Below are 26,504 nucleotides of genomic sequence, written 5' to 3' on the forward strand. Positions count from 1 at the left end.
CCGCTTCTCCCACCGGCGCAGTAGATCAGCCTCAAGTCCGACAGCCTCCTAGGCACGACGCAACTCCAGGCTGAGGCACTTGACCCCGCCGCCGGACTTCTGGAACTCGCTGATCGACGTCGGACACACCGTCATGCCGCGCCCACGATAGGTCTCGATCAGCCCGGTTGCACGGTCGCTCAGCACGATGCTGCGGCCGTCGCTCATCGCGTTCAGGCCGTAAGCCATGGCGTCATCGGCGCTGGCCTCGATCACCTCGGGCACAATGGCCCTGACCGCTTCCAGACTTGCCGCCGTAAACGCTCCGGGATACAGCGCAACCGTGCGCTCATCGACAATGGTGAGGGCGGTATCGAGGTGATAGAAGCGGGCGTCGGTCAGCTGCAGGCTGACCACCTTCAGCCCAAGCATTCGCCCAAGCTCCAGGTGTGCAGGCTTGTCGCTGCGCCACGGATAGCCGGCGAACAACACATCGTTCCAGAGCAAGGCGTCGCCCTCGCCCTCGAAGTCATGAACCGGCTGCAGAACAGGGCCGAAATCGTTGGACAGAAACCACTCGGCGAAACAATCGGTTTCGCCCTGTCGCTCAGGCTGGCGAAACTTTGGCAGCACGACCTGGCCAGCTACGGTCAGCCCGCCGTTGGCCGTAAACACCATGTCGGGCAGCAGCGGGCGCGGCTCGATCAGTTCCACACACCAATCGAGCACCCGGGTGTAGATATGATGGAGTGCCTGCCACTGCTCCCGCGCCCGTTCAGGCAGCACCGGGTCGTCGACATGCATCCAGGGATTGATCTCGTACTCGATGTCGAAGTGCTCCGGGGCGCACATCAGCACGGTCTTGCTCATTCGCCCGCGTCCTCGAGGCTCGCGAGCAAGGCTTTGCGGTCGATTTTGCCATTCACATTGATCGGGAAGGCATCGAGGCAGTGGATCTCCCGGGGCACCATGACGCCAGGCAGACGCTGCTTGAGCGACTCGCGCAAAGCCGCGACATCCGTGTCGGCGGGCGCCACGAGAAAGCCGACCACACCCGCCGCCCCGCTGTCGGTGACCGGCCAACCCACGGCCACGGACAACTCGGCGTTTGCCGCATCACGCATCGCCTGCTCGATCTCGCCCAGTTCGATACGCACACCGGATATCTTGATCTGTTGGTCCATCCGCCCGAGATAGACGATAGGCTGGCCCGGCTCAGGCCTGCGCACCAGATCGCCGGTGCGGTAATAGATGGCGTCTCGTCGCGGCAGGCGAATGAATGCGGCTGCGGTGCGCTCCGGGTTGCGCCAGTAGCCCGGGGTGACCTGAGGGCCGGCAATCAGCAGCTCACCGGCACCGCCCACTTCGACCTCGGTGAGGTCGTCGTGCACCACCAGCAGATCCACCTGATTGCCAGCGTAGCCAATTGGTACGATGCCGTGTTCGCATTCGCCCGCGCTCTTGTCCGAATCCCAGCGATAGTAGGCGGCGTCCACCGTGCACTCGGTGGGGCCGTAGACGTTTTCGACGATCGCGTTGGGCGCCGCTGCAGCAAGCTTTGCCGCCAGGCCGGCGGACAATGCCTCGCCACCGAAACGGCACAGGCGGAGGTTCTCGAAACGACCGGGGCGCCACCCGGTGCCGCGATCCATGTTGTGGCCGGTGGAGGGCACGATGTCGATCACCGTGAGCCCCTTGGAAACGATGTACTTGTTCGGATTGACCCAGTCGAATGTCGTGGGGCAGCACAGGCAAGCCCCGAAAGCCCAGCTCACGTAGAGGTCGAACATCGACGAATCAAAGGTGATGTCGTAGAACTGCGAGAACCGGTCCCCAGGCCCAAGGTTGATCTCCCGGTAGCGCTCGAGCGACATTTCCACGAAGCGGATGACGTTTCGATGCAAAACCCCGACACCCTTTGGAATGCCGGTGCTGCCGGAGGTGAAGAACACGCATGCGAGCGAATCCGGGTTGACGGACACCGGCGTCCAGCGCTCCGGGAGCACGAGCTGGCCGCGCCCGAGAAAAACATGTTCCGGCCACTGATCAGTCAGCCCGGCCACGTCCTCCCGGTCGGGCATGACGAAGACCATCTTGCGGGAAAGCTCGGGAATCAGAGTCTCGAGGAGAGATTCGCTTGCCGTATCGATAACGATCGCCGACAACCCTGCCTGGTCGACCATCTGCATCGTGCGCTGCACCGGAAACCCGGGATTGAGCGGCACCAGCGCGCAGCCGGACATCAAGGTCCCCAGGATCCCGCTATAAACGGGCAGAGACCGATGAGCGAGCACCCCGACCACTGCCGGCTCGGCGCCGAGCGCCCCTTGCAACCCCGCCGCAATGCGCGATGCTTCGGCATAGAGCGCCGCATAGCTCAGCTGCCGCCCCTCCACTTCCAGCGCGGGCCGCTCGGCATGGGCGCGAACCGATCGCAGGAAAAAGGAATGCAGACCGTAAACGTCACCAATCCCCTCGGTCATCAGACATCTCCTGACAGCATTGACGCTCGATTATGCCATCCCGCTGACGAAGGCACCCGGTAAGGTGTCACGGCAGCCTCAACACGGCGATGTCGAGTTCAGGCGCCACGCGAACGCACGAAGTCGACCAGCGTGCCCACCGTTGCGAATGTCGAGCCATCTATCCGGTGCTCGTCATCGACGAAACCGAACTGCTCCTCGAGCATCTGAATCACCGTCAACACCGCCATCGAGTCCAGCTCGGGCAATGCTCCGAGCAGTGCCGTGCTCTCATCAAAAGCCGTCGCACGGCCATCGAGAGACAACGCCTCATCCAGAATACGCAGGATTTCTGCCGTCGTGTTCAACGCGAACCTCCGATGTCGGCGGGCAGTCACAAGTGTGCCTCAGCCGAGCAAAGCGCCGATTATATGAAAAATACGGTGCAGACTGCGCTTCGGCGGCTCGCAAGACGCGGCTCCCAGACTGGGCTATGCTGAAAAGCACGATTCAACACCTCAGAGGATCAGCCTTCGAACAATGCTCTCAGCCGCCAAAGCTCACACCTATCAACTCCCTGCGCAGTCTCGAGCTTCGTTCGGAGCAATACCTTCAGGGTTGCTCCGCGTAGCAGCAATCCTCTCGATCTGCCTCTTGTTGACGGGTCCCTTGCTGCCCGCCCGGGCCGCCGGACTCATTTACGAGCAGGCCGCTCTGATGGCCCCTGGAGAGTGGAGGAACATCGGCCACCTTACAAACTGGCCAGGCAAAAATGATGGCACCTCCTTCAAGAGTTTCCAGTATGTACGCCGTACCGATGGCGGCGATGGAGGCGCCGACGGCATGGGGTGGACAAATGTGCTCGTTGAGTATCAAGGCAAACTGATGATGGTCTTTTCTCGATCAAGCTTTGAGCATGGCCTCATGGTAATGGAAGCGGACGGTACCTTCTGGCGACTGAACCACCCTCAGGGTTTCACAGAAGGCAAGGCAAGCGACCCTGGTGGCCGACGGCCATTCAATCGGCTGAGCAGCGACGGAGAGCACCTGTATTTCGCACCGGCGGACGCGCGGTACGAGATGGGCTATCTCATCCGAACACCATTGAAGACTCCTGGAGTCTTCGAACGCATCGGCCCATCGTTCAATGATGGTCAGATGGACGACGTCGGAAACTTCGCTGTCACCTATGTCCCGGACTGGGGGCGTTTCTACGCCTACACACCGGGTGGCAAGGTCTGGTCTTGGGCAATCGACGAGTCGGACTGGACACTGCATGGCCGACTCCCGACGAATGCCGAAGGGCGTCGACCGACCGGCTATGCGGGCTACCTGCTCTGGAACGAGATCAAGCAAGAGCTCGCCATCATCGGCGGACAACACTTCGACCGACGCCAGCCATCCGTGAGCTACATGCAGTATCGCTTGACCGAGCCGCTTGGAGCCCCGGAACGCATGGCAGACCGGCGCAATAGCGACGGTGGCCTTCTGAACTGGTCAAGCAATACATCAAGTATGCTCATCGACCCGCGCGACGGCGGTTACATCTTCCGGCCCGGCACCGACACGATCTGGTTCAAGGCGAATGACTTGAACTCACCATTCGTCGAGTTCGACGACATGGGTGGTACGCAGCCCTTCGGTCGTTACAACTACTGGGCACCGCACATCCGGCTCCCGGGAACCGACGTGATTGCTTTCATCCACCACATCAATGGCCTGATCTTGTGGCGTTTGCCTGCTCTGAATGCCACTCGTGATGCACCTGCGCTTGGTTCGCGACCTGCCGTCACTCCCGATAATCACGCCAACCACACCGCCACTTCGGGAACTGCTTCGCTTGACCTTTCCGGAACGAGGATCGGCCAGATCGCCACATCGCTGAAGGCGGGAGAGGTTAGCAAGATCGAGGACTCGAAAATCCCGCCGGGATACGCAGACTTCACACGCTGGTTCCTGAAAGACAGGGAGCACGACAAGTGGGGCGACGTGATCCATTGGCACCCATCTACCGCAAGCATCTATTTTCAGGGTCTGGAGCGCGACGGAAACACCTTCATTCGCTACGACGCGATGGATGACGCCTGGTCCGATCTACCGCTGGAAGGCGGGCCAGTAAAGGAGACTTCCAGCTATCACGTCTATAACAAGCTCGCGTTGGATGCGGAGCGCGGGCATTACTACCGCCTCTGGCGTCGCACCGGGCGCAGGAACGCACTTCTTCGTTACGACATAAGCTTGGGCAAGTGGGAGATGCTCGCCGATCCGATCCCGATCCGCCCTATTGAGGCTTCAAGCGAGCACAGCTTCATTCCCATGCTTTGGCATCCCGGCCTGCAACGCCTCGTGATCGTACGCAACCGCCACGCCTGGGCAATCGACCCCGAGCGTGCAGCCTCAATGTACGGCTACACCGATCTCGGGAGAGTTGGAGTGCATGGCTACCATTCCACCAGTGAATACAACACAGTTCGAGGCGACATGATCTGCCTCGGCGGAAACTACAGCAGAACTACAGTCACGCTTATCGGCCGGAACGGCGAAATCACACGCCTGCCCGATCTGCCCTTCCCGCACAAGATCTCCGCAGACAGCCTGACGCATGATCCGGCCTCGGGACGATATCTGATCTATCGATCCGAAACTCATGAGCTTTGGGAGCTAGACGATCATCTCGATCTATGGCGGGTGTCCCGTCGCTTCGATAGAGATCCCTGGCAACCACGATATGGGGGGCTTCGCCTCGCGCCCATTCCAGAGTTGGGTGTAATCTTCATCCAATCGGCTGACGTTGCCAGGCTCTACAAGCACTCTGACGAGGTCGCACTCTCGAACGCGCGCATGACAGAACAGCCCACCGCCACATCGCCCCAACCGAAGCCTGTCCCGCCCCCCTTTTACGCCCCACCCACTCCGGAAGCAGCAAGCCCGCCGATGCGAACCTCCAATAGCAGTAACGCGTCTGTGACCGCACCGGCACCCAACGCCAGGGCACTCAGTGCCTCAATGATTCGGGCAATTCGTGCCAGCAGGTCACAGCCCCACAAGTCGTCATTCTCCGATCACTGATACACTTTATGGGAAGTCTACCCTTCGACGCAGCCAGCAGGCCGGACATATGGGATCAATACTCGCACGATCGGCAGCACCAGTTCAAAAGGCCCGCAAGCTTGAATCGCCCAAATGGTGGCTAGATGGTGCGGGGGTCCGAGCCTCGGCCGTTCAGGAGACTTTTGGGCTTATCGCTAGCGCATCCCACAACCAGATGCGCGAAGCACGACTTTGTGCTAACCGTCTGGCACGAGATTTGAAGGAGGCTGTTGGCCGAATTATCCGATCAGACTCGTTGGCTGGGACGTGGCGTTGACCGACCGCGGCCTTGTCGTGATCGAGGGGAACTACTGGTTTGATCCAGACAACGCATCGATGTCTCAACGAGACTTGATCCGTTAATTCGAAGCTCTTTAGGCGGCAAACGCCGACTTTAAGAATGCTGAAAAACCATCATGTCAGAAATGAAACGTCCTGCAGCTTTGCCTTGGCCCGCCTGAAGATGGCCTTTCATCGAGGCTTGCGAGTTCCTGATCCCACCGTAACTGACCCCTACCGTTGAAAGATCACGTGCCTAACATTCAAGACGGCCCTGCTGCCTTGCAGCCCCTCATATCTGTGATAATGCCATCCTACAACACGGCTCCGTACATTCGAGAAGCCATAGAAAGTGTGCTCGGACAGAACTACCCGAGTCTCGAGTTGCTGGTTATCGACGATGGATCGACTGACGACACGCCCGATATCGTCAGAAGCTACGGAGAGCGGGTGAGGTTTTTCTCTCAACAGAACCAAGGTGCGGGTGCCGCGCGCAATCTTGGATTGCGGGAGGCTCGTGGCGACTTCATTGCCTTCCTTGATTCCGACGACATCTGGTTGCCAGGCAAATTGAGCGCACAGGTCGCCTATCTCACGATCAATCCCGACATCGGCGTGGTGTATAGCCGCTGGCGGCCCTGGAGACCCGAGCAAGATGGCCACTTCCGTATGCCGACTTTGCCCGAGCAGCCGAACGCGCCTGGCTTCATAGCTTCCCAATCAGGATGGCTATACAACAGACTGCTTCTTGGCTCCATCCTTCACACTATCACCGTGATGATGCGCAGAAGCGTCATCGACCAGATCGGGCCATTCGATACCCAGTTCAAGCGCGGTCAGGACTACGACTACTGGTTGCGTGCCTCACGCATTGCCCCTATTCACAAGCTCGACGCGGTGCACGCGCTTTACAGACTACACGGAGAGGGGTGCATAAAGAAGTGGCCGAAGGACAACTACGAAAAGATAGTGCTCGAAAAGGCTCTGAATACATGGGGTAATACAGGACACGACGGCGAAATCACACCGAGGAGCGTAATCAGACGCCGAATCGCCGACATCTGTTTTGACTTCGGATATCACCACTATTGGGAGGGAGACCCGCGGATCGCATTGGGATCCTTCGCAGACACGATTCGGCGTCATCCGCTCAAGGTCAAAGCCTGGCCCTACTTGTTCGCCAGTATGTGTAAGACTTTGCTGAGTAGCTTGCCTGCAAAAGACCGTCCGCAGAAGCGAAGCTGAGACCATCACTGAAACAAACCACCCTAAGGTGCGTTGCTGAATCTCATGCAGTCTAGCGCCCCCGGATTTTGCGAAGAGCCAGCCGGACTTCATCGGCGATGGGGTGCTTGGTGTAGAACGCCCCCCCCACCCAACCGACCGCAAACAAGCCCCCCCCGATAAGCAGTTGCGCCAGCCGTGTGATCGCGCCCTCATCTTGATGCCCAGCAACCAGCGCAATCGCCAAAGGTCCAATCAGTGAAAACGGCAGCAAGCGAAACGCAGGTGCAACCGCTGTCATCAACGCAGGAAATGACAACCCGAATGCCTTCTTCAGCGCCAACTGGGAAAATACGGCCTCACCCACGAAAGCCACAAACAGAAGCGCCGCGACCTGCTCGAGCGGCAACCAGATCGAGGATAGCAGCACTGCAATCAGCAACCACTGCACCGCCAACTCAACCTTAAGGAGCAGCCCGACCCTCCCCGCTGCCGTCAGTGACGATGAGAATAGCATGTACGGTGTCGTGAGCATTGTGAATGCGCAAATCATCGTCGCAATGGGAACGGAACGCGTCCATTGATCACCGAAAAGAAACACGATGAGCGGCTCCGCCATGATCGCCATGAACCCCAGCGCCGGGGCAACGACGGCGACCAGATAGTTCATCACCTGCGCGTAAAGCTTGGCTGGATCATGACCTTCGCGCAATTTCTTGGCGTAAGTGGGGAAATACACACTCCTGACCAGACCAACCAACTGTTGCAGCAGCATCCGCTTCAGGCCAACTGCACGGCTGTAGAGCGCAACCTCCGCGAAGCCGAGTGTTCGCCCGAAGATCAGGTCAGGAGCGCTGCTGCCCAGTTCCTTGACGAGCGAAGCCATGCTGGCCACTGACCCAAAGCGGACAACGTTCCCGATACCACGAAACGTCGGCATCATGAAGATTTCGCCGGGTCGCATCAGGTTGAGCACTGAAGTTTTCACGATATGCGACGCAAGCGCGCCCCAGGCCATGCTCAGATAGCTCTCACCCATCATCGCTGCCCCGATTGTGACAGAGGCATGCGCTACGGACCCGCATATCTGGCCAATTGAAATCCGGCCAAACTGCAGATCCCGGTTCATCATCGAGAGCAGCGGCGTGCCAAACGGCATGATCATGAAGTTGATCGCCAACAGGGTGAGCACCTCGGCCACGCCGCGATGCCCATAGAGGACCGCGAGCGGATCTCTGACCAGGAAGAGCAAGCCAGCGAGTGCCCACGCGGTGACGAGGCTGACCGTAAAGGCCGCCCTGCGCTCCTGCAATCCAATCTGTTTGGCTTGAATCAGGTACTGACCTACCCCGAACTCACGGAATATGTGAGCGAGCCCAAGAACAGCGACGGCGACCGAAAAGATCCCGATCTCCTCGGGGGTGAGGAGGCGTGAAACAACGACCACGCTCGCAAACCCGAGCACGAATGAGACCAGCTGAGAGATGCCCCTTATGCCCAGGGCTCGTCGTACACTCACGTCGCAAGCCCCGTCTTGTCGCGAACCAAAGCACTCTGCGAAACGGCCACTCGGAGTGTGCCCGCGCCGAACCGTTGGTCTCTTGGCGGCCCGAAGCTTTCAGCGAGGCAAGCCACCCGTTCAGCCTCGAAGCAATTCGCCCTAGGAGGCTGTCGGACTTGAGCGATCGTCACGAGCCGGGTGGGAAAGCGAGGACAGATCTGGTCGATTTTGAGGCGCATAGCGGTTCTATGCAACGAAAAATCGGGCAGATATGGACCGCTTCTCCCACCGGCGCAGTAGATCAGCCTCAAGTCCGACAGCCTCCTAGGCTCCAAGACCAAGCGCCCCTCTGACCAAAAGGCGCATTTCCGGCTGACCAATGACCCGCCTCACCTCTGCCCAAGCCCCGCGAAACTGGAGGCGACGCAAAGACCAGTATGCGTCGGCAAGTCCGCTCAACACCTCATCCCGCGCTCTTGCGCGCCATACCGTCCGCAGAAGTCTGGGATCGGCAAGACCCTCGCTAAGCTCCGCTAGTCTGGCCAGATGAGGCGCCGCAGCCGCACCCGTCAACGGCCGAGGCGCACCATGCTCGTCGATCTGTAAGGGCACGGCATTCCATCTGATTGGCTTCGCCTCTGCAGGCGCGATCTCTACGCACAGAAGCATCCCAAGATCGGTTCCACGATGGCGATTCTGGTAGTGATTGTCCTTGACGGAGAACACGAAGTTACCCAAAGAGTAAGCGATCAACCCCCCGTTGTACTCCTCTATCCCCTGAATGACGTGGGGGTGATGCTGAATCACCATGCTTGCTCCGCAATCAATAAGCTCTCTCGAAAGACGGACTCGCCAAGGCGCCGGATACTCCACGAACTCGATATCGGCGTGCAGGGAAACCACCACGATATCGGAGCGCGTTCGTGCAGCCGACACCGCGCTCAACAAGCCCCTACGTTCCACTGGAAACACACCGGCAGCATTCCTTGACGCATGATGCGGGGAAAAATCACACGCTCCGATGAGTGCAACACGTGCACCATTAACGCTGATGAGTCTAGTCGAACCCGCATGGCTCAGCTGCGCACCAGCCCCGAAATGATCGATCCCAACGTCGTTCAGAACTGAAATCGTATTTTGGAGACCACGCTCGCCAACATCCATGACATGATTGTTGGCGAGGCAAACCACGTCAACGCCGGCCTCCTTGGCCCGTTCGACAGCTCGACTATCTACCCCCATTCGAGTACCACGGGTGTTCGCAATCATCCATTCGTCATTTACAACAAACCCTTCAAAATTGGCTATCGTGAGATCGGCTGAAGAAAGCAAACGGGAAACGCTCTCGAAGGGATAACTGGGCTCGAGGGCCGCCATTGACGCCTTGACACTCCGACCTAGGGCAAGGTCTCCCACAAAGCAGAACGATATTGTCGAATTCATCTTGATTCACATAGGCACGTTATGGCGATCAAGCGAATGCCATAGAATCTTCATCCACAAAGGGCTCCGCCCGATTGCGATCCCCCTTCGGTCGCCGGAACCATATATGCACATCATCCTCAGCTACCTGCGCCGTGCCCACTCGTCCCCTGATGCTCTAGCGCGGCCAACGTCACGAGGGCACCAACCAGATCTTCGGACGGCCTACCCTTGCGCCTCTCAGCATCGAGTCGTTCCACAACCTGCTGCCCGAACAACTCGCGTACCCACTCGGAACGGTCCACCTGCTTTGCAAGCCGGTGGCGAAACTCGACATCGTGTGCAAAGAGTCGCGAAAAATTCGTCCCCGACTCGCGCATCCAGCTACGGTTCGGAAAAACGTGGTTGAGATTTCGCTTGATGGTTCCGAGGACTTTCTTTCTTAGGGAACGACGGCGCATATCCAGTAGAGGCAACCCGGATTTGTCGTACCTTATGGTCGCAAGTGCCGGGCTGAGTTTGGCAATCACATGGCGATAAAGCAGCGCATTCGTTCTAAGCGATTTCGGAAGGCGGAAGGCAAAATCGGAAAGCTCGTGATCCAGACCGGGGGTTCGCACATCGAGGTAATTCTGATTGAGCCGAACGATGTTGTACACGAGGCGCCGACTGCGGTTCTCAAGGTAGTAGTCTTGTGAAACGGCCCACGCGCCATCCTGACGACCGCGGTCCGTCGCTGCATCGATGGACGCCTCGAGATCCTTCAGCATTTGGCTATCCGGTTGAAACCCGAGCATGCGTGCACGATAGCGTGCGATTCCCGTCTGTTGCGCGAGAAGCGCTTCGACCGAATCATCCCTAACGAAGCTCGCCTTGAAGAGAAAGTCCTGGAAAAAGCCGTCGATCGTCGCCTCCGCGCCGTGCTCTTCGGCCAGACGACGCGCGGTATCCACAAGACGCCAATGTCCCGCATTGAACTCGCCAGACTCTTCGTCAAGGTTCAAGACCGGTCCTTTCTGCAGCCAGTCGGAAGAATCGTAAACAACGAGATCCTTGCCGTAGTGGTCTGAAATCTCCCGAGCGATCGGTAGTTCGAAGTTCCCGAGATCTTGCGTGTGGAACAAGACGCTCTTATGAAGACTGCCAGCCCAGATCGCCAGGTTGCAGCGTGAGTCGAGCCCGCCTGTAACCGGTAGCGCGAGTCGAGCATCTGCATCCGGTTTCGCGCGGCGGTGTGCAGACTCGAGTTTGGCGACGGTTTCGTCGACGAAATCCTCGACCCGGCCAGCGCTTTCGACCTCGCGACCAATCTGCCAGTACCTGCAGCTTATCGGCTCACGACCCGGCTCGCACCTGATAGTGTGCGCTCCGGGCAGCGCCTGCACCCCAAGTACTGGGGTGCTCAACCCAAGCGGCTGCCCCAGGCAAACCCACTGCATGACGCCCAAGGGGTCGGGGCTTCGCCATCCGGCCCGGACGAGATCAACCAGTCTCGACGAGAAATACGAAACACCGTTCCGGACGGCAAAATACACGGGTATCGAGGCGAGGCGATCTTGCACAATCTCCAGACAACGCCCCTTATGTGGGCGAAGTACGAGAAATGCACCATTCAGGCTTTCGTCCGACAGGCTCTCGAAAAGCCTGGGGCGGTCCCGAATCACGACAGCGCCGTCGGACTGCTGGTCAAACACATGGCTTCGGTCCATCTTTATCCGAAGCTGCCAACCGTTGATCGAGAAGCACTGAGCGCTGCCGGAGGCCCCAAAAAGGGCCTCAAGCGATAGGTTAGTGTCAGAAACGCCTTGAACGATGACCATGCGGGAGAGTGAAATCCGTGTTGCGCATTGACGCGCGCGCGTTCGTATTGAGAAATTCAGCCGCGAGGCGCCGCGGTCGCAACAGGACGGTCGACGGGCACCGAAGCGCCGTTGAAATCCGGTGCGGTAGCAGGCCGATCGAGTTCACGCCTCATGATGATCGCAAGGGCGATGAAGGCATAGAGAAGGTTGAAGTACGCGACATCAAGAAATGCGCCTGCGACAAGATAGCCTATCAGGCCGACACGGAGCGCCCATGCATACTCTGCCAACCAGATCTGGCCTGATTGCTGAACCGCTGTTTTCTGAATCCGTCGTAATGTCAGCAAGGCGAACGCGATTAGCACAAGAAACACGGCGAGACCCGCGAATCCATGCTGGCCGAGCCACTGAAAGTAGATGCTGTGAGGTGAGAGCGCATGCGCCCATGAACCCTCGAAGTTCGCATAACTGACCCACCATGCGTATCCCATCTCGACATTTCGAAAACCCTTGCCGACAAGCGGGCTTTCCGTTGCCATATTCCAATTGACGCCCCAGGCCTGAATCCGCTGCATCGCCGACTGATCTTCCTCGAATGTCTTGATGGTACCCCAGCGCTCCGTGAGGCGCTCCGGCGCCGAAACACCTGCTACAGTCACCGCAAGCACCGCGAGCAGAACAAGCACGCCCTTGCGTTTCATTCGCATGAAGACGAACGGACCGATTGCCAGCAAACCAACAAGCGCACCCCGGGAGTAGGTTGCGAGAATCGCGATGGCCGTCAACCAGAAGACTCCGTAACAGAAGAATCCGATCGTTCGCGCATGCCGGTCCACGACCGCCACGCCAGTCTCGCCCCACCCCTGAGAGAAGAACCTTGCGGTCACCAACACCGCGGGCAGCACCATGACCATGGCAAGTCCCACGTAGGTATTGCCTTGAATGAAAGAGCCAGGCGGCCCGAGCACCATATGCGCACCACCTGTCGTAATCGCGAAAATGCCACCCTTGAACCCAAAAAACGCCACCGAGAACGTCGCTACAAGCAACAACCAGATGATTCTCTTCGGGCCGAAAACAAGCATCGGCGTCACGAACGTCATGAGCAGAATCTTCATGAAGTGCTGCCACTGCAACCACGCGGATGAAGGCAGAATCGCAAAGAACGAGGTCACTGCGGTATAGCCTGCAAGGACAAACATCATGATCATTTCCCGACTACCGGGTAGCGGCTTGCGATCCTTGGCCAAGAGCAACGCCACGAGCGTCACACCACCTATCAACGTCGCAATCGGAAAGCTTTGCATGAACCCCCAGGTCAAGCCGTGCGGCGCCATCAGCCCCACCCAGTACCAGGTCAGCACGCCGAGCCAGGGTCGCCAGAAAATACACGGGACCAGTCCGGCTACAATGCAGAAGAGCAGCAGATCGCGCATCTATGCTCAATCCCCCAGGGGGTAGCCCGAACGACGTAACTGATCTCGCAAGCCGGGGAGCGGAAAGCCCATGCCATACGCGGCTCGTGCTTGCTCGCGTGCATCCTCGAAACGTCGTGCCTGAACAAGGACGAGGCCGAAGTTGTAACGCACGGTGGCGTTGTGCGGAGCCAATTCGACCGCCCGCTCGAACAGAGGAATCGCATCGGCATGACGGCCCAGTCTGTGATAGTAGAGACCCTGGATCATCGGGACCATTTCGTCGCGTGGACTAACTTGGCGAGCCCACTGAAACCTGCACTCGATGTGCGCAGAAGCACCCAATGGCTGTGGATTGCGTTCGCGCACGGCGAGTCGGCCCAGGAGATCGAGTGCCTCATGATGATTCGGAAACCAGTTCAGCGTGTACTGGACGTCTCCGATCAGCGACCCTGTTTGCCCACGCGGGTTCAGGCTCCGCACTCGATCGGTGAAGTGGTGGGTTTCCACTGCGTTCAAGAACCGCCTCCGAGCCGATGTATCAAGGTAGTCGTGCGGCCCGAACTTTCGCTCCAGCGGAGGACAGACAATTTCTCCCTGCTGCGCCAGTACCGACTGCGTGGGCAGCAAAACCATGAGCGCAACAACGAACGCAGTCACCACACTACCGCCGAGCCAAGCAGGCTTCCACCTATTGGTTATCAAGTCGCAAGCAAGGGGAGTCGCTTTCATTACAACCTCATCGGAATCACGGAAACGGCCTTTCAGTGACTCGAAGTATCATCGCTGAACGACAATGGTTCAGTCTCGTTCATACGTGCGTTCGCAGTATCCAGTGCCGAATTCTATCAGCATGCGGGTTTCTTACCGTGATCCAGTCGACGTCTGGCCCGCGACCGGCGTGTTGCATAATACAGCCATGAGCGAACAAGTCGCCGAGCGCAATCTGGCACACTCCCAATTGACAATGCTGAGACTCCTTGCATGACCCGACCACGACTGGTTGTCTACAGCCGCGTCTACCCTAATCACGCCCAACCCAACTACGGCCTGTTCGTGCGCGAGCGCATGCGCCGGGTGGCCGGCGAACTTGATCTGGTGGTGGTATCGCCGGTACCGTGGTTCCCGTTTCAGGGGCTGATCCGTCGGTTCCGACCGCACTTCCGGCCGGAGGTTGCGCCAGTCGAGGATCAGCACGGGGTTCGGGTTTATCACCCGCGGTTCTTGTGCTTTCCCGGCTTTCTCAAGTGGACCGATGCCTGGTTGCAGGCGCTAGGGTCTCTGGGCACCATGCGCCGGCTGAAGCAGGATTTCGGCTACGACGTCATCGATTCGCACTTTGTGTATCCGGACGGAGTGGCTGCACGCCTGCTTTCGCGCTGGCTTAAGGTGCCCTACACGATCACGCTGCGCGGTAGCCTGTTGCGCTTTGGCGCGAGCCGCCTGCAGAAGACGCAAATCGATCAGGCCTTGACCGATGCGGCGCGGGTTTTCTCGGTGGCCGACTCGCTGCGGCAGGACGCGATAAGCTGGGGCCAGTCGCCAGATCATGTTCAGGTGGTCGGCAATGGTGTTGATCTGGACCGCTTCGGCCCGGAAGACCCGGTGAAGTGCCGTGAAAAGCTGGGATTAGCGGCTGATGCCAGAGTCCTGGTTTCGGTGGGCGGGCTCACCGAGCGCAAGGGTTTCCACCGGGTAATCGAACTGATACCTGCCCTGCGCGAGCGTTATCCGACGCTGCAATTCGTGGTGGCGGGCGGCGCCAGCCCAGAGGGCAACAACCGGGACGAACTTGTCGCACAGATCGAGCGGCTGGGGCTGAAGGATTGTGTGCATCTCATCGGCGCGGTGGCACCGGATGCCCTGCGTCACGTGTATTCGGCCGGGGATGTGTTCGTGCTGGCGACCCGCTTCGAAGGCTGGGCCAACGTGTTTCTGGAAGCATCGGCCTGCGGGGTGCCGATCGTAACCACTCGCGTGGGTGGCAATGCCGAGGTTGTGGCCAACGAAGAAATCGGACTGCTTGTGGACTATGGCGACGCCGATGCGCTGCGCGATGCCCTGATCCGCGCGCTGGACAAGCAGTGGGACCAGAGCAGGATTCTTGCGCACGCGCGAGCAAACGCATGGCAGACACGCATTCCGCAACTCGTTGAGGCTTTCGGCGCCATACACGATGCCGGCACCGACACCCGGACCGCGACGGCAAAGGCGTGAGCGCGTTATACAGTCGTGTGGTGGCCGGGCTGTTGTTCCCCCTGCACGAGCGCCTGAAGGGCCACGACACGGTTTCGATACTGCGCGAGATCGAGCGCACCCAGTGGCTCCCGGCGGAGGCTTTGCGGGCCGAACAGGGGCAAAGGCTGGCGGTGTTCATGGCCAGCGTGGCCGAGCAGGTGCCGTTTTACCGGGACCTGTTTCGCGAGCGAGGTCTGCGCGCCGGGGATTTCACCGACGCGAGCGCGCTGGCGATGCTGCCGACGAGCGACAAGGCGATGATCCGCGCGAACTTCGCCGGCTTGCGGGCCGATGGCGCGAGCGGCCTGGCGCAGCAGCGCACCAGCGGGTCGTCCGGCGAGCCGCTGGCCTTTCTGCTGGGGCGGCATCGGGTCGCGTTTGACATTGCGGCAAAGTGGCGTGCGACCCGCTGGTGGGACGTGGATCTGGGCGACCGGGAGGCGGTGCTGTGGGGTTCGGCGATCGAGACCGGGCATCAGGACCGGGTGCGCGCGCTTCGCGACGCGCTTTTCCGATCGCGGCTGATTCCAACCCATGGCCTTAACGCGGCACGTATGGACGCGATTCTTGCCGGCATGCGCGACTACCGGCCGCGAATGCTGTTCGGCTACCCTTCGGCCCTCGCGCAGCTTGCCTTTCGCGCCCGCGAAACCGGCATGCGCATGGACGACCTGGGGATTCGGGTGGCGTTTTGCACCTCCGAGGTGTTGCGGCCGGAATGGCGCGAAGCGATCTCGGGCGCTTTCGGTTGTGGCGTGGCCAATGAGTATGGCGCCCGGGATGCGGGTTTCATCGCCCGCGAGTGCCCGCACGGTGGGCTGCACATCACCGCCGAGGAGGTGGTGGTGGAGGTGGTGGACGAACACGGTCAGCCTCTCGCCCATGGCGAGGAAGGCGACATCGTGGTTACCAATCTGGCCGGACCGGAGTTTCCCTTCATTCGCTATCGCACTGGCGACAGGGGCGTGCTCGGAGATGAGCCCTGCCCCTGCGGCCGGGGGCTGCCCGTGCTGGAGAAGGTGGCCGGTCGGGCAAATGACGGACTGGTGGGGGCGGACGGCGCCTGGATACACGGCAGCGCGGTCAATCACTTGATGCGCGATATCGCCGGCTTGCGCGCCTACCGCATCGAGCAGCAGACGCTGGAGCGGGTCGAGGTGCTGCTGTGCCTCGACGATGCCCTGACCGACGCGTGCGCCGACAGGCTCGGCCGCCACCTCGAAACCCTGCTCGGAGGCCGGCTCGAGGTCGGGATTCGGCAGGTTGACACCATTCCCCCCCTGCCCAACGGCAAATTCCGGCATATCATCTGCAACGTCCACCGCGAACAAGGGCCGCAGAGCCACGCGCAACCTGCACGAACCGAGCAATGAGCACGCTTTTCCACCCGCTGACCGCTGCGCTGTCGCTGGCCTCGCCCGCCGGGCCGAGGAGCCGGCTGACGATACTGATCTATCACCGAGTGCTGCCGACCCCTGACCCACTGCTGCCGGATACGCCGGACAGGGTCGCTTTCGACTGGCAGATGGCCCTGGTCGTGCGCCACTTCAAGGTGTTGCCGCTGGCCGAGGCCGGCCGCCTGCTGGGCGAAGGGCGCCTGCCGGGCCGTGCGGCATGCATCACTTTCGACGACGGCTACGCGGACAACCTGACCGAAGCCTGGCCGATCCTGAAGCGACATGGGCTGCCGGCGACGTTTTTCGTGGCGACCGGATTTCTCGATGGCGGCAGGATGTTCAACGACACCCTGATCGAGCTGGTGCGCCGTTTGCCCGAAGGCTATTGCGACCTGGCGGACATCGGCGTGGGCACGGTGATGCTCGACGGGGCGGCGAGCCGCATCGGGCTCATCCACAAGCTGATCGGGCAGTTCAAGTATCAACCGATGGCCCAGCGGCAGGATGCGGTCGAGGCGCTGGCCGAACGCTTTGGGGTGAGCCTGCCGGACGACCTGATGATGACCAGCGACGAACTGCGTGCGCTGGCCGGTTCGGCCGGGGTGGAGATCGGCGGGCACACGCGCAACCACCCGATTCTGACCCGGCTCGAGCATGAGCAGGCACGGGAAGAGATCGAGTGCGGCAAGCGCGACCTCGAGGAATGCCTGGGTCGGCCGATCCGCCTTTTCGCCTACCCGAACGGGCGGCCGGGCAAGGACTACGCGGAGGGGCATGCCGCAATGGCGCGCGAGTGCGGTTTCGAGCTGGCGGTGTCCACCGCGCCGGCTGCGGCACGTGTCGGCGCCGACCCTTTCCAGCTGCCGCGCTTCACGCCGTGGGACCGCACGCCCGCCCGCTTCGGACTGCGCCTGCTGCGCACCCTGATGGCGTGAGCCGGGTGGCGATGAATTCCGCGCTGAGCGACCTGCAAAAGGGTTTGCTGCCGTCGCTGGTGGCTTTGCTCGACGATGCGGGCACCCTGCACGACCCGCATGACGATGCGCCCACGCCAAGCGACCACTACGCGCAGACAAGCCTCGCGCTGGCGATGGCCTGCGACGAGGGGATTGTGCTTGAGGACGCACTGGCGCCAATCGACGCATGGACCCGGCTGGATCCGAAGCAGATCGGGCACCTGCCCTTCAACCGGTTGCTGCTGGGCTTGTGCAGGCAGGTGTTCGAGAAACGTGGCGCCAGTGCCCCTCAGCTCGCACGCCTGACGGCCGCCCATGCGCGTTGTACGCTGGCCCGGGATTACCCCTCCAACAACTGGGTACTGCTGGCGCAACTGTCGCGCCTGATCGAGGCCCCGGAAGCGGAGCTTGCCGTCGAGCAACAAGCGTTTTGCGACCTGCTCGCGCACTGGACGACGCGCGACGGCGCCTTCATCGACTACCCTGCCCAACCGGCAGCCGACGGACGGGTGGCCACGCCCTTCGCCTATCACCATAAGGCCTTGCTGCTGACCGCGCTGGCGGCAAGACTTCGACCCTGCCCGGCCCTGTTCTCGCAGCTGCGCCGGCTTTTCGGCTGGTTGGTCCATTGCTGGGATGCTGCCGGCTATGCAGGCGGCCTGGGACGCAGCAACCACGCGCTGTTCGGCGACGCTTGCCTGCTGGGGACGATGGCGTTGCTGGGACAGGACGTAGACCACCAGGCCTCGCCGGTGACCGCGCTGGCAAGCCGCGTTTCAGCCCAGCGGCGGGCAGACGGCCTGTTGTGGCTCGACCCCTTCGGGCACCAGCAGGCCGATGCGGCTTGGGACAACTATATGCACCTGTCGGTGTACAACGCCTGGGCCGCAGCGATGACTGGCATCTGTCGCTGGCTGGGACCAATCGACGCCGACGGGCTTGCAACGCACCGGGTTGCATGGCGTGGTGACGAGCCGGGAGTCTTCCACGACCAGCAGGCGGGGGTATTGTGCATGCGTAATGCCGCAGGCGGGTGCCTGGTGCTGGGCACGCGTGGGCAGCTGCCGCAGGCCTTCAGCCTGACCGAGGCGGAGTTGCGCTATGCCGGTGGGGTGCCCTTACATGCAAGCGGACGCGGTGATGCGCTTTGCGAGCTGGTTCCACGCCGGTTGGCGCTGGCACGCTTGCGCAAAAATCCCACCCTCGCCGGTTGGACGCCGGTGATCGAGCATGATGGGCTCTTCTACGGCCTGACCGATTTCGACGAAGTCGAGGTACGAGAAGAGCGCGATACGATCGTGATTACGCTGCACGGGCATCCGGTAGCCTTGACTCGTCGCCCGCCGGGAGGCCTCGTCGCCCGCGCCATCGCGGCGCTGGACTGGCGCTTTCTTGGCGGTCGACTGGGGCGACGGCAGGCGAGCAGACGCGAGGTGTTGAAGCAGGTGCGCGGCGAGTTGCTCTGGCGTGTCGACCTGGGTGGGATGCGCTTCGAGCGTGCATTGCGGATGACGCCTGAGACAGTGCGGGTGTTGAATCCGGGGCCCACAACCCATCCCCCTCCCAGCCTCCCCCTTGAAGGGGGAGGAGCACCCTAGCCCGCTCGCCGAGGGCTGATTGATTGCCCGGCGCATGGTGACGCCACTGGCATTCGGTCAGCTGGCGTCGAGCAATTGGTCGAACCGCGTGAGGTGCGCCTGCCAGCTGTATTTTTGCTCGACACATTCGCGCGCGCTGGCTGCGACCCGCTTGCGGCGTTCCGGGTCGCCGAGCAGTGAGAGACAGGTGTCGATGAACTGGGCAGCGCTGACGGCGGTGACGAAGTCGTGCCCCACTTCCCCATCGAGACCAGTCGCGGACGCGGCCGACACGACGACCGGCTTGCCCATCGCCATGGCTTCAAGCACCTTGTTCTGGATGCCACGGGCGATGCGCAGTGGCGCGACGATGAGGTCGGCATGGGCGATCCAGGGACGCACGTCGGGCACCTTGCCGGTGACGACGACGCCCGAGCCGGCCAGCGCCTGCACCGCGGGGGCCGGGTTCATGCCGACGATGGTGAAGCGTACCGCGGGCAGTTCGGCACGAATACCGGGCAGGATGTCGTTAACAAACCAGGTGACCGCGTCGATGTTGGGCCAGTAGTCCATGGCGCCCGTGAATACGATGACCGGACCGCCCGCGGGATACGGTGATTCGAATGCGTGCGCGGGCGAGAAGAACTCGGCGTCCACGCCGTTCTGCACCGCGTGGATGCGGTTTGCCACCGCAGGCAATTGATGTCGCAGCAGGTCGGCTTCGGCCTCGGTGACGAAGGTGCTCGCGTCGACCCGCTCCGCCCACTGGCGCTCGAACGCGAGCAGACGCTCGCCCTCGCGCCGGTACAGCCACGACATCGGCCAACTGCGGTCTGGCGCGTACTGGGTCCATTTGGACGAGTCGAGATCGCAGAAGTCGATCACGCGGCAGGTCAGGCCGGGTGCATCCAGGTACTGCGCCATCGGGCCCGAGAAGGCCAGCGCGTCACGAATGCCATGTGCGGCGACGGTTTCGGTGACCCAGCGACGCATGCCGGCATCGCGGTAGTACGGCAGGCTGAGCGCCTCGCCGGTCAGCAGGCCGCGCAGGCTGGCGATGCGGGCGCGGTGCGGATCGATGGTCACTGCGAACACGTCCGCACACCACTCGCGCAGTCGCGCCACATGCGCAAGATCGTCCGGATCATCGACGAAGGTCCCCAGATACACCCTATGCCGCTTCGCGAGTTGGCGCAGGATGTTGAACGAGCGCAGTTTGTCGCCCTTGTTGGGGGGATACGGTATGCGGTGGACGAGATAGAGCAGTGGCGGCAAGGATTCCGACGGCTGCGTCACCACGCTGTGGGACGGTCCGTGCTCAGGCGCGCGCATGTGCGACACGTGTGCTCAGCCGCTGATAGACGGCCGCGTAGTTGGCGACGCTGTTCTTCCAGTTGCGCACGTCCTCGACGAAGTGACGTCCGGCCGCGCGCATGGCGGGCCACTGGTCACGGTTTGCGAGCATGTCCTCGGCCGTGTCGGCCAGGGCGGACGCGCTTCCGGCGGCGAACAGGCGGCCGGTTTCGCGGTCGCGGATGAGTTCCTTGTGTCCGCCGACGTCGGACGCGACGAACAGCCGCCCCTGCGCCATGGCCTCGAGCGGTTTGAGCGGCGTGACCAGTTCGGTCAGGCGCATCGAATGGCGCGGGTAGGCGAGCAGATCGATCTGGTCGTAGTAGCGGCTGACTTCGCTGTGCGGCACGCGGCCGGTGAAGACCACCTTGTCGGACACGCCGAGCCGCTGCGCCTGAGCCTTGAGGTTGGCATCCTGCGGACCGCCGCCGACCAACAGGATGCGCAGGTCCGGACGCCGCGCGAGCATGGACGGAAAGGCGTCGAGCAACAGGTCGAGGCCTTCGTAGGCATAAAAGGAGCCGACGAAACCGAGCACGGTGGCGCCATCCAGGCCGAGCTCGGCGCGTAGCACCGGGTCGGGATCGCCCGAGAGCTGGAAGTTGTCGATATCGACTGCGTTCGGAATGACGGTGACCTTGTCTGCGGCAATGCCGCGCCCGACGATGTCGGCCCGCAGGCCCTCGCAGATGGTGAACACGTGATCGACCCGGCGCAGCGCCCAGGTTTCCAGCGCACGCGTCAGGCGATAGCGCGCGCTGCCCTCGCGGGTGCTGCCATGATCGACCGCCGCGTCTTCCCAAAAGGCGCGGATCTCGTAGGTCACCGGGATACCGAGCCGGCGCCCGACCCGGACCGCCGGAATCGCATCGAGCACCGGTGAGTGCGCATGGAGCACGTCCGGCCGCAGGTGTGTGGCAAGTTCCTCCAGGCGCCGCTCGGTCGCCTTCATCTGGCGCAGCAGGCCGAGCACCGGGGGTTCGTCCGCGACGAAGGGCGTGCGGTGAAACTCCAGGCCATCGACCACTTCGCTCGAAACGTCGACCCGGCCCTGCTTCGGCGAGGTCAGGTGATGGGTCTCCCAGCCGCGTGCACGCTGCTCGCGCAGGATCGCGGCGGTGCGGAAGGTGTAGCCGCTATGCAGCGGCAAGGAATGGTCGAGGATGTGAAGAATGCGCATGGGGTCGCATTGTAGGTCGCATCGGGTTCGCTGGGGCGGTAATAGCGCACGGATCACCGTCCGGACCGCTTCGCCAATAGGCCAAGCCCGCGTGCCCGCTCAGACCTAGTCGAGAAAGAGTTAAAGTTCCCGAGCCGGGGCATAGGCGATACAAGATCGCCATGAACCACGCCCGTCATGCATCCCCGCCGTCGAGCCAGTTCTCGACCGGCAGATCCGGCACGCGAGCAAACTCGACCACGTTGCGCGTCACCATCACCATGCCGTTCGCCCGCGCGTGAGCGGCAATGAGCATGTCGTTTGGCCCGATCGGCGTTCCACGCGCCTCCAGGTGCGCCCGGATCGAGGCGTAATGGTGATCTGCAGGGGGTTCAAGCGACAGGATCTCGAGTTCGTTCAGGATTTGCATCAACTTTTGCTGAAGCTTGGATGAGCCGCTTTTTCGCGCACCAAAGCGCAATTCGGACGCGACCACGATACTGGTGCAGATGTTTTGCTCCCCGACCCGCGCGATATGTTCGGCAACTTCACCGCGCGGATTCCGGATAAGGTCGGAAATGATGTTGGTATCGAGAAGGTAACGCACACTCGGCACGATTCGATTCCGTTACAGCTCGACGTCGTCGTTTTCAAGCAGATCGGAATCGACGTCCGGAAACGCATCCCCTTCCGGCTCCAGCGTCGCCAGCAGTGCGAGCAGGCGGCGCTTGCGCACCGGCTGGATCACCAGATTATCCCCGTCGCGATGCATGATGGCCTCATCGGTATCCAGTTCGAACTCGCGCGGGATGCGAACAGCCTGGTTGCGGCCATTGCGAAACAGACGAACGTGTCGTGCAGACTCCATTTGATTTCCTGATTTGACCTATGCAAAAGCATAGGCCGGACGCAATCGGCGGTCAAGGCCGGTAGGGGGATCAGCCGAAGGCGCTGTTCACCGCGGCCGACGTGTCGATCGTGGCTGGCGGAGAATGGTGCCCTACGTCTGGCTTGGTGGGAGGCGCTTCGCTTTTCCACCCTACTACGGGCTTTCCCGCGCCACGGGCTACAACCGCGCTCCGATGGGACTGCGGCGTAATCAGAAACCTTGAAACAGGAAGTCCACCGCCGCAGCGATCTCGGTTCGCCGCTGCTCGAGCGAAGTCACCGGATGTTTCAGGATGGCCAGCGGAACCGCTGCCAGACCTTGGGTTGCCATCACAAACCGCGCCCCTTCGACTTCGAAAACCGGGTTGAGCGTGGCTGCGGGGAAAGGCACCTCTTGAACCGGAAGCAACGGCACCACCACGCGTGTCGCGAAATGACTGTTGATGTCGGCTTGCAAGTCCAACAGATAGCCCGGTCCGTCAGGATTCTTGTAGACGGCGAACCGTGCCATCAGAAGCTCCTGTACTTGCCAAGCGGCAACCCATTTTTCTCCACGTAGGCATTCCAGCACTCGAATGCTTTCTGATTCTCGGCGACCCAAAGCTCGGCACGTTTCTCGGCGACCGCCCTTGCCACACCCGCTTCAGCAGCTTGCGAGACATTGATACGCAGTTCCTTGGCTTCCGCCAGGAGGGACTCGTCCAGCGAGACGTTGGTCGCCTTCTTGGGTGCTTGTACGTGTGCGTATGCCATAGCAGCAGCCTTAATCTATGCGATGGCTCGATGCTAGTGGAAGTGCGCATACTTTACAACATCGTAGATGTGCATCTACCGCAATCGCATGGCCACCCGAGTGACCTGATGTCGGCCTCAAGTGACATGGCCCCTTTTCACGCTTCGATGATTCCCCGCTGCCGCAGTGTCTCGATGACGGCGTCGGCGGCCTTTTCCGGGTCGAAGGTGACGGTGTCCAGGCGCAGTTCCGGGGCTTCGGGCTGTTCGTAGGGGGAGTCGATGCCGGTGAAATTCTTGAGATCGCCGCGACGGGCCTTCTTGTAGAGGCCTTTGACGTCGCGCTCTTCGGCGACGGCCAGTGGCGTGTCGACGAAGACCTCGATGAACTCGCCCTCCTCGACCAGACCGCGAGCCATCTGCCGTTCGGCGCGGAAGGGGCTGATGAAGGCGGTCAGCACGATCAGGCCAGCATCGACCATGAGCTTGGCGACTTCTGCGATGCGGCGGATGTTCTCGACGCGGTCGGCATCGGTGAAGCCGAGATCCTTGTTGAGACCGTGGCGCACGTTGTCGCCGTCGAGCAGGTAGGTGTGGCGGCCCATCGCATGCAGGCGCTTCTCGACCAGGTTGGCGATCGTCGACTTGCCCGCACCGGACAGGCCGGTGAACCACAGCACGCAGGGTTTCTGCCGCTTGGCGGCGGCGCGCGCGGCCTTGTCGACATCGACGTGCTGCATATGGATGTTGTGCGCCCGGCGCAGCGCGAAGTGGATCAGGCCGGCGCCGACCGTGCCGTTGCTCATGCGGTCGATCAGGATGAAGCCGCCGGTGTCGCGGTTGTCCGCATAGGCGTCGAACGCGACCTGGCGGTCGAGGTTGATGTTGCACACGCCGATCGCGTTGAGTTCGAGCGTCTTGGCGGCCATGTGTTCGAGCGTGTTGACGTTGACCTGGTACTTGATGTCGGTGATGGTCGCGCTGACCGTGCGGGTGCCGATCTTGAGCAGATACGGGCGACCGGCCAGCAGCGGCTCGTCGCTCATCCAGATGATGGTGGTCTCGAACTGGTCGGCGGTGCCGGCCGGGGTGCTGGCGGCGGAGATGACGTCTCCGCGCGAGATGTCGATCTCGTCGGCGAGCGTGAGCGTGACCGACTGGCCGACGATGGCCTCATCGAGATCGCCGTCGCCGGTGACGATGCGGGCCACCGTGCTTTCCTTGCCCGAGGGCTGGACGCGGATGCGATCGCCGACCCTGACCACGCCGCCGGCGATGCAGCCGGCGAAGCCACGAAAATCGAGATTGGGGCGGTTGACCCACTGCACCGGCAGCCGGAACGGTTGGCGCTGCATGCGCTCCTCGTCGATCTCGACGGTCTCGAGAAAGCCCATCAGCGTGGTGCCGTGGTACCACGGCATGTGGTCGCTCGGCGCGGTGATGTTGTCGCCCTTGAAGGCCGACATCGGGATGAAGGTGATGTTCTCCAGGCCGATTTTCTCCGTGAACGCGAGGTAGTCCTCGACGATGCTGCGGAAGGTGGCCTCGGAATAATCGACCAGGTCCATCTTGTTGACCGCGACGATCACGTGGCGAATACCGATCAGCGACACAAGGTAGCTGTGGCGTCGGGTCTGCGTGAGCACGCCCTTGCGCGCATCGATCATGACCACCGCCGCATCCGCGGTGGAGGCGCCGGTGACCATGTTGCGGGTGTATTGCGCATGGCCCGGGGTGTCCGCGACGATGAATTTGCGCTTGTCGGTGGAGAAGAAGCGATAGGCCACATCGATGGTGATGCCCTGCTCCCGCTCGGCGGCCAGCCCGTCGACCAGCAGCGCAAAGTCGATCGCCTCGCCCTGCGTGCCCCACTTCTTCGAGTCGGCCTCGATCGCCGCGAGCTGGTCCTCGAAGATCATCCTGGATTCGTACAACAGCCGCCCGATCAGCGTGCTCTTGCCATCATCCACGCTGCCGCAGGTGATGCAGCGCAGCAGACTCTTGGTCTCGTGCTGCTTCAGGTATTGGTCGATGTCGGTGGCGATCAGGTCGGATACGTGAGCCATCAGAAGTACCCCTCCTGCTTCTTCTTTTCCATCGATGCGGCCGAATCATGGTCGATGACGCGGCCCTGGCGCTCGGAGGTACGGGTGAGCAGCATTTCCTGGATGACGGCGGTGAGCGTCTCGGCGCTGGACTCGATCGCGCCGGTGAGCGGGTAGCAGCCGAGCGTACGGAAGCGGACGCTCTTCATCATCGGCTTTTCGCCCGGATGCAGCGGCATGCGGTCGTCGTCGACCATGATCAGCGTGCCGTCGCGCTCGACCACCGGGCGCTCGGCGGCCAGGTACAGCGGCACGATCGGGATGTTCTCCAGGTGGATGTACTGCCAGATGTCGAGTTCGGTCCAGTTGGACAACGGAAACACGCGTATCGACTCGCCCTTGTGCTTGCGCGCGTTGTAGAGCTTCCACAGTTCCGGACGCTGGACCTTCGGATCCCACCGATGCTGGGTCGAACGGAACGAGCACACGCGCTCCTTGGCACGGGACTTTTCCTCGTCGCGCCGCGCCCCGCCGAAGGCCGCATCGAAGCCGTACTTGTCGAGCGCCTGTTTGAGCCCTTCGGTCTTCATGATGTCGGTGTGGATGGCCGAGCCGTGCGTGAACGGGTTGATGTCCTTGGCGACACCGTCCGGGTTGATGTGCACCAGCAGGTCCATGCCGGATTCCTTGACCATGCGGTCGCGAAAGATGTACATGTCGCGGAATTTCCAGCGGGTGTCGACATGCAGCAGCGGAAACGGCGGCACCGCCGGGTGGAAGGCCTTCATCGCGATATGCAGCATCACCGCGCTGTCCTTGCCGACCGAATAGAGCATGACCGGATTCTCGGCCTCGGCGACGACCTCGCGCATGATGTGGATGCTCTCGGCTTCGAGGCGCTGAAGGTGGGTGAGCGGCATTTATTTCCTCTGACGATATGGCGGTGCGGGTTCGCGGCACAGTGACAAAATCGTCATATGCCAGC

22 protein-coding genes are annotated in these 26,504 nt (G+C 61.6%); 6 read left to right on the top strand and 16 right to left on the bottom strand.

The window, feature by feature from the left end; all coding sequences use genetic code 11:
• Window positions 1-48: 48 nt before the first annotated feature.
• The 3 genes from ACKVEX_RS05120 to ACKVEX_RS05130 all read right to left on the bottom strand — a co-directional run bounded on the left by ACKVEX_RS05120 (window position 49) and on the right by ACKVEX_RS05130 (window position 2,809).
• Window positions 49-849, bottom strand: coding sequence for a dimethylarginine dimethylaminohydrolase family protein (locus tag ACKVEX_RS05120; RefSeq protein ID WP_473214625.1), 801 nt, complete (start codon window positions 847-849; stop codon window positions 49-51).
• Window positions 846-2,462, bottom strand: coding sequence for an amino acid adenylation domain-containing protein (locus ACKVEX_RS05125; protein WP_473214626.1), 1,617 nt, complete (start codon window positions 2,460-2,462; stop codon window positions 846-848). Before ACKVEX_RS05125 ends, ACKVEX_RS05120 begins: the two co-directional genes overlap by 4 nt.
• A 98-nt stretch (window positions 2,463-2,560) precedes the next feature.
• Window positions 2,561-2,809: an acyl carrier protein gene (locus ACKVEX_RS05130; RefSeq protein WP_473214627.1), complete on the bottom strand. Its 249-nt coding sequence runs from the start codon at window positions 2,807-2,809 to the stop codon at window positions 2,561-2,563.
• Window positions 2,810-3,110: 301 nt separating this feature from the next.
• Here ACKVEX_RS05130 and ACKVEX_RS05135 point away from each other — a divergent pair, with 301 nt between their 5' ends.
• Entirely contained in the window at window positions 3,111-5,510 is a 2,400-nt protein-coding gene (locus tag ACKVEX_RS05135) for a hypothetical protein (protein WP_473214628.1), read from the top strand.
• A 600-nt stretch (window positions 5,511-6,110) separates the two neighbouring features.
• Entirely contained in the window at window positions 6,111-7,055 is a 945-nt protein-coding gene (locus tag ACKVEX_RS05140) for a glycosyltransferase (RefSeq protein ID WP_473214877.1), read from the top strand.
• A gap of 52 nt (window positions 7,056-7,107) precedes the next feature.
• Here ACKVEX_RS05140 and ACKVEX_RS05145 read toward each other — a convergent pair whose 3' ends face one another.
• From ACKVEX_RS05145 to ACKVEX_RS05165, 5 genes are all read right to left on the bottom strand, one after another.
• Window positions 7,108-8,553 carry an oligosaccharide flippase family protein gene (locus ACKVEX_RS05145; protein WP_473214629.1) on the bottom strand — a complete coding sequence of 482 codons (1,446 nt, stop codon included), beginning with the start codon at window positions 8,551-8,553 and terminating at the stop codon, window positions 7,108-7,110.
• A 306-nt stretch (window positions 8,554-8,859) separates the two neighbouring features.
• A complete protein-coding gene (locus ACKVEX_RS05150; protein ID WP_473214630.1) occupies window positions 8,860-9,978 on the bottom strand; it encodes a CapA family protein in 1,119 nt (372 codons plus the stop codon).
• Between the two features lie 119 nt (window positions 9,979-10,097).
• Window positions 10,098-11,777, bottom strand: coding sequence for an asparagine synthetase B family protein (locus tag ACKVEX_RS05155; RefSeq protein ID WP_473214631.1), 1,680 nt, complete (start codon window positions 11,775-11,777; stop codon window positions 10,098-10,100).
• A gap of 56 nt (window positions 11,778-11,833) precedes the next feature.
• A complete protein-coding gene (locus ACKVEX_RS05160) occupies window positions 11,834-13,195 on the bottom strand; it encodes a putative O-glycosylation ligase, exosortase A system-associated (protein WP_473214632.1) in 1,362 nt (453 codons plus the stop codon).
• A 6-nt stretch (window positions 13,196-13,201) separates the two neighbouring features.
• Window positions 13,202-13,906, bottom strand: coding sequence for a tetratricopeptide repeat protein (locus ACKVEX_RS05165; RefSeq protein WP_473214633.1), 705 nt, complete (start codon window positions 13,904-13,906; stop codon window positions 13,202-13,204).
• A 252-nt stretch (window positions 13,907-14,158) separates the two neighbouring features.
• On the opposite strand from ACKVEX_RS05165, the gene ACKVEX_RS05170 reads away from it, so the two are divergent.
• From ACKVEX_RS05170 to ACKVEX_RS05185, 4 genes are read left to right on the top strand one after another with little or no spacing between them, the layout of a single operon-like run.
• Window positions 14,159-15,391, top strand: coding sequence for a glycosyltransferase (locus ACKVEX_RS05170; RefSeq protein ID WP_473214634.1), 1,233 nt, complete (start codon window positions 14,159-14,161; stop codon window positions 15,389-15,391).
• Complete coding sequence (locus ACKVEX_RS05175) at window positions 15,388-16,785, top strand: phenylacetate--CoA ligase family protein (protein WP_473214635.1); 1,398 nt, start codon at window positions 15,388-15,390, stop codon at window positions 16,783-16,785. Before ACKVEX_RS05170 ends, ACKVEX_RS05175 begins: the two co-directional genes overlap by 4 nt.
• On the top strand, window positions 16,782-17,744 hold the full coding sequence (locus ACKVEX_RS05180; protein ID WP_473214636.1) for a polysaccharide deacetylase family protein: 963 nt from the start codon (window positions 16,782-16,784) through the stop codon (window positions 17,742-17,744). Before ACKVEX_RS05175 ends, ACKVEX_RS05180 begins: the two co-directional genes overlap by 4 nt.
• An 11-nt stretch (window positions 17,745-17,755) precedes the next feature.
• Window positions 17,756-19,363, top strand: a complete 1,608-nt coding sequence (locus ACKVEX_RS05185; protein WP_473214637.1) for a hypothetical protein — start codon at window positions 17,756-17,758, stop codon at window positions 19,361-19,363.
• Window positions 19,364-19,420: 57 nt separating this feature from the next.
• On the opposite strand, the gene ACKVEX_RS05190 is transcribed toward ACKVEX_RS05185, so the two are convergent.
• From ACKVEX_RS05190 to cysD, 8 genes are all read right to left on the bottom strand, one after another.
• The gene (locus ACKVEX_RS05190; protein ID WP_473214638.1) at window positions 19,421-20,674 is read right to left on the bottom strand and encodes a TIGR03087 family PEP-CTERM/XrtA system glycosyltransferase; all 1,254 of its coding nucleotides are present in this window, start codon (window positions 20,672-20,674) and stop codon (window positions 19,421-19,423) included.
• Window positions 20,661-21,875: a TIGR04063 family PEP-CTERM/XrtA system glycosyltransferase gene (locus ACKVEX_RS05195; RefSeq protein WP_473214639.1), complete on the bottom strand. Its 1,215-nt coding sequence runs from the start codon at window positions 21,873-21,875 to the stop codon at window positions 20,661-20,663. Before ACKVEX_RS05195 ends, ACKVEX_RS05190 begins: the two co-directional genes overlap by 14 nt.
• Before the next feature lie 175 nt (window positions 21,876-22,050).
• A complete protein-coding gene (locus ACKVEX_RS05200; protein WP_473214640.1) occupies window positions 22,051-22,470 on the bottom strand; it encodes a PIN domain-containing protein in 420 nt (139 codons plus the stop codon).
• A 12-nt stretch (window positions 22,471-22,482) separates the two neighbouring features.
• Window positions 22,483-22,722, bottom strand: a complete 240-nt coding sequence (locus ACKVEX_RS05205) for an antitoxin (protein ID WP_473214641.1) — start codon at window positions 22,720-22,722, stop codon at window positions 22,483-22,485.
• Between the two features lie 231 nt (window positions 22,723-22,953).
• Window positions 22,954-23,253, bottom strand: a complete 300-nt coding sequence (locus ACKVEX_RS05210; RefSeq protein WP_473214642.1) for a CcdB family protein — start codon at window positions 23,251-23,253, stop codon at window positions 22,954-22,956.
• Window positions 23,253-23,495, bottom strand: coding sequence for a type II toxin-antitoxin system CcdA family antitoxin (locus tag ACKVEX_RS05215; protein ID WP_473214643.1), 243 nt, complete (start codon window positions 23,493-23,495; stop codon window positions 23,253-23,255). The genes ACKVEX_RS05210 and ACKVEX_RS05215 overlap by 1 nt, the downstream gene beginning before the upstream one ends.
• A gap of 137 nt (window positions 23,496-23,632) precedes the next feature.
• Window positions 23,633-25,540, bottom strand: a complete 1,908-nt coding sequence (cysN, locus tag ACKVEX_RS05220) for a sulfate adenylyltransferase subunit CysN (RefSeq protein ID WP_473214644.1) — start codon at window positions 25,538-25,540, stop codon at window positions 23,633-23,635.
• Window positions 25,540-26,439, bottom strand: coding sequence for a sulfate adenylyltransferase subunit CysD (cysD, locus tag ACKVEX_RS05225; protein ID WP_473214645.1), 900 nt, complete (start codon window positions 26,437-26,439; stop codon window positions 25,540-25,542). Before cysD ends, cysN begins: the two co-directional genes overlap by 1 nt.
• Window positions 26,440-26,504: the final 65 nt, after the last annotated feature.

The sequence above is a fragment of the Denitraticella aggregata genome (assembly GCF_048158365.1).
GTDB lineage: Bacteria > Pseudomonadota > Gammaproteobacteria > Burkholderiales > Rhodocyclaceae > Azoarcus_F.

What these genes read in the sequence shown, in the direction of transcription:
- ACKVEX_RS05120 (WP_473214625.1), bottom strand. Translation starts at nt 849, where the DNA reads ATGAGCAAGACCGTGCTGATGTGCGCCCCGGAGCACTTCGACATCGAG.
- ACKVEX_RS05125 (WP_473214626.1), bottom strand. Translation starts at nt 2,462, where the DNA reads ATGACCGAGGGGATTGGTGACGTTTACGGTCTGCATTCCTTTTTCCTG.
- ACKVEX_RS05150 (WP_473214630.1), bottom strand. Translation starts at nt 9,978, where the DNA reads ATGAATTCGACAATATCGTTCTGCTTTGTGGGAGACCTTGCCCTAGGT.
- ACKVEX_RS05155 (WP_473214631.1), bottom strand. Translation starts at nt 11,777, where the DNA reads ATGGTCATCGTTCAAGGCGTTTCTGACACTAACCTATCGCTTGAGGCC.
- ACKVEX_RS05160 (WP_473214632.1), bottom strand. Translation starts at nt 13,195, where the DNA reads ATGCGCGATCTGCTGCTCTTCTGCATTGTAGCCGGACTGGTCCCGTGT.
- ACKVEX_RS05165 (WP_473214633.1), bottom strand. Translation starts at nt 13,906, where the DNA reads ATGAAAGCGACTCCCCTTGCTTGCGACTTGATAACCAATAGGTGGAAG.
- ACKVEX_RS05170 (WP_473214634.1), top strand. Translation starts at nt 14,159, where the DNA reads ATGACCCGACCACGACTGGTTGTCTACAGCCGCGTCTACCCTAATCAC.
- ACKVEX_RS05180 (WP_473214636.1), top strand. Translation starts at nt 16,782, where the DNA reads ATGAGCACGCTTTTCCACCCGCTGACCGCTGCGCTGTCGCTGGCCTCG.
- ACKVEX_RS05185 (WP_473214637.1), top strand. Translation starts at nt 17,756, where the DNA reads ATGAATTCCGCGCTGAGCGACCTGCAAAAGGGTTTGCTGCCGTCGCTG.
- ACKVEX_RS05190 (WP_473214638.1), bottom strand. Translation starts at nt 20,674, where the DNA reads ATGCGCGCGCCTGAGCACGGACCGTCCCACAGCGTGGTGACGCAGCCG.
- ACKVEX_RS05195 (WP_473214639.1), bottom strand. Translation starts at nt 21,875, where the DNA reads ATGCGCATTCTTCACATCCTCGACCATTCCTTGCCGCTGCATAGCGGC.
- ACKVEX_RS05205 (WP_473214641.1), bottom strand. Translation starts at nt 22,722, where the DNA reads ATGGAGTCTGCACGACACGTTCGTCTGTTTCGCAATGGCCGCAACCAG.
- ACKVEX_RS05210 (WP_473214642.1), bottom strand. Translation starts at nt 23,253, where the DNA reads ATGGCACGGTTCGCCGTCTACAAGAATCCTGACGGACCGGGCTATCTG.
- ACKVEX_RS05215 (WP_473214643.1), bottom strand. Translation starts at nt 23,495, where the DNA reads ATGGCATACGCACACGTACAAGCACCCAAGAAGGCGACCAACGTCTCG.
- cysN (WP_473214644.1), bottom strand. Translation starts at nt 25,540, where the DNA reads ATGGCTCACGTATCCGACCTGATCGCCACCGACATCGACCAATACCTG.
- cysD (WP_473214645.1), bottom strand. Translation starts at nt 26,439, where the DNA reads ATGCCGCTCACCCACCTTCAGCGCCTCGAAGCCGAGAGCATCCACATC.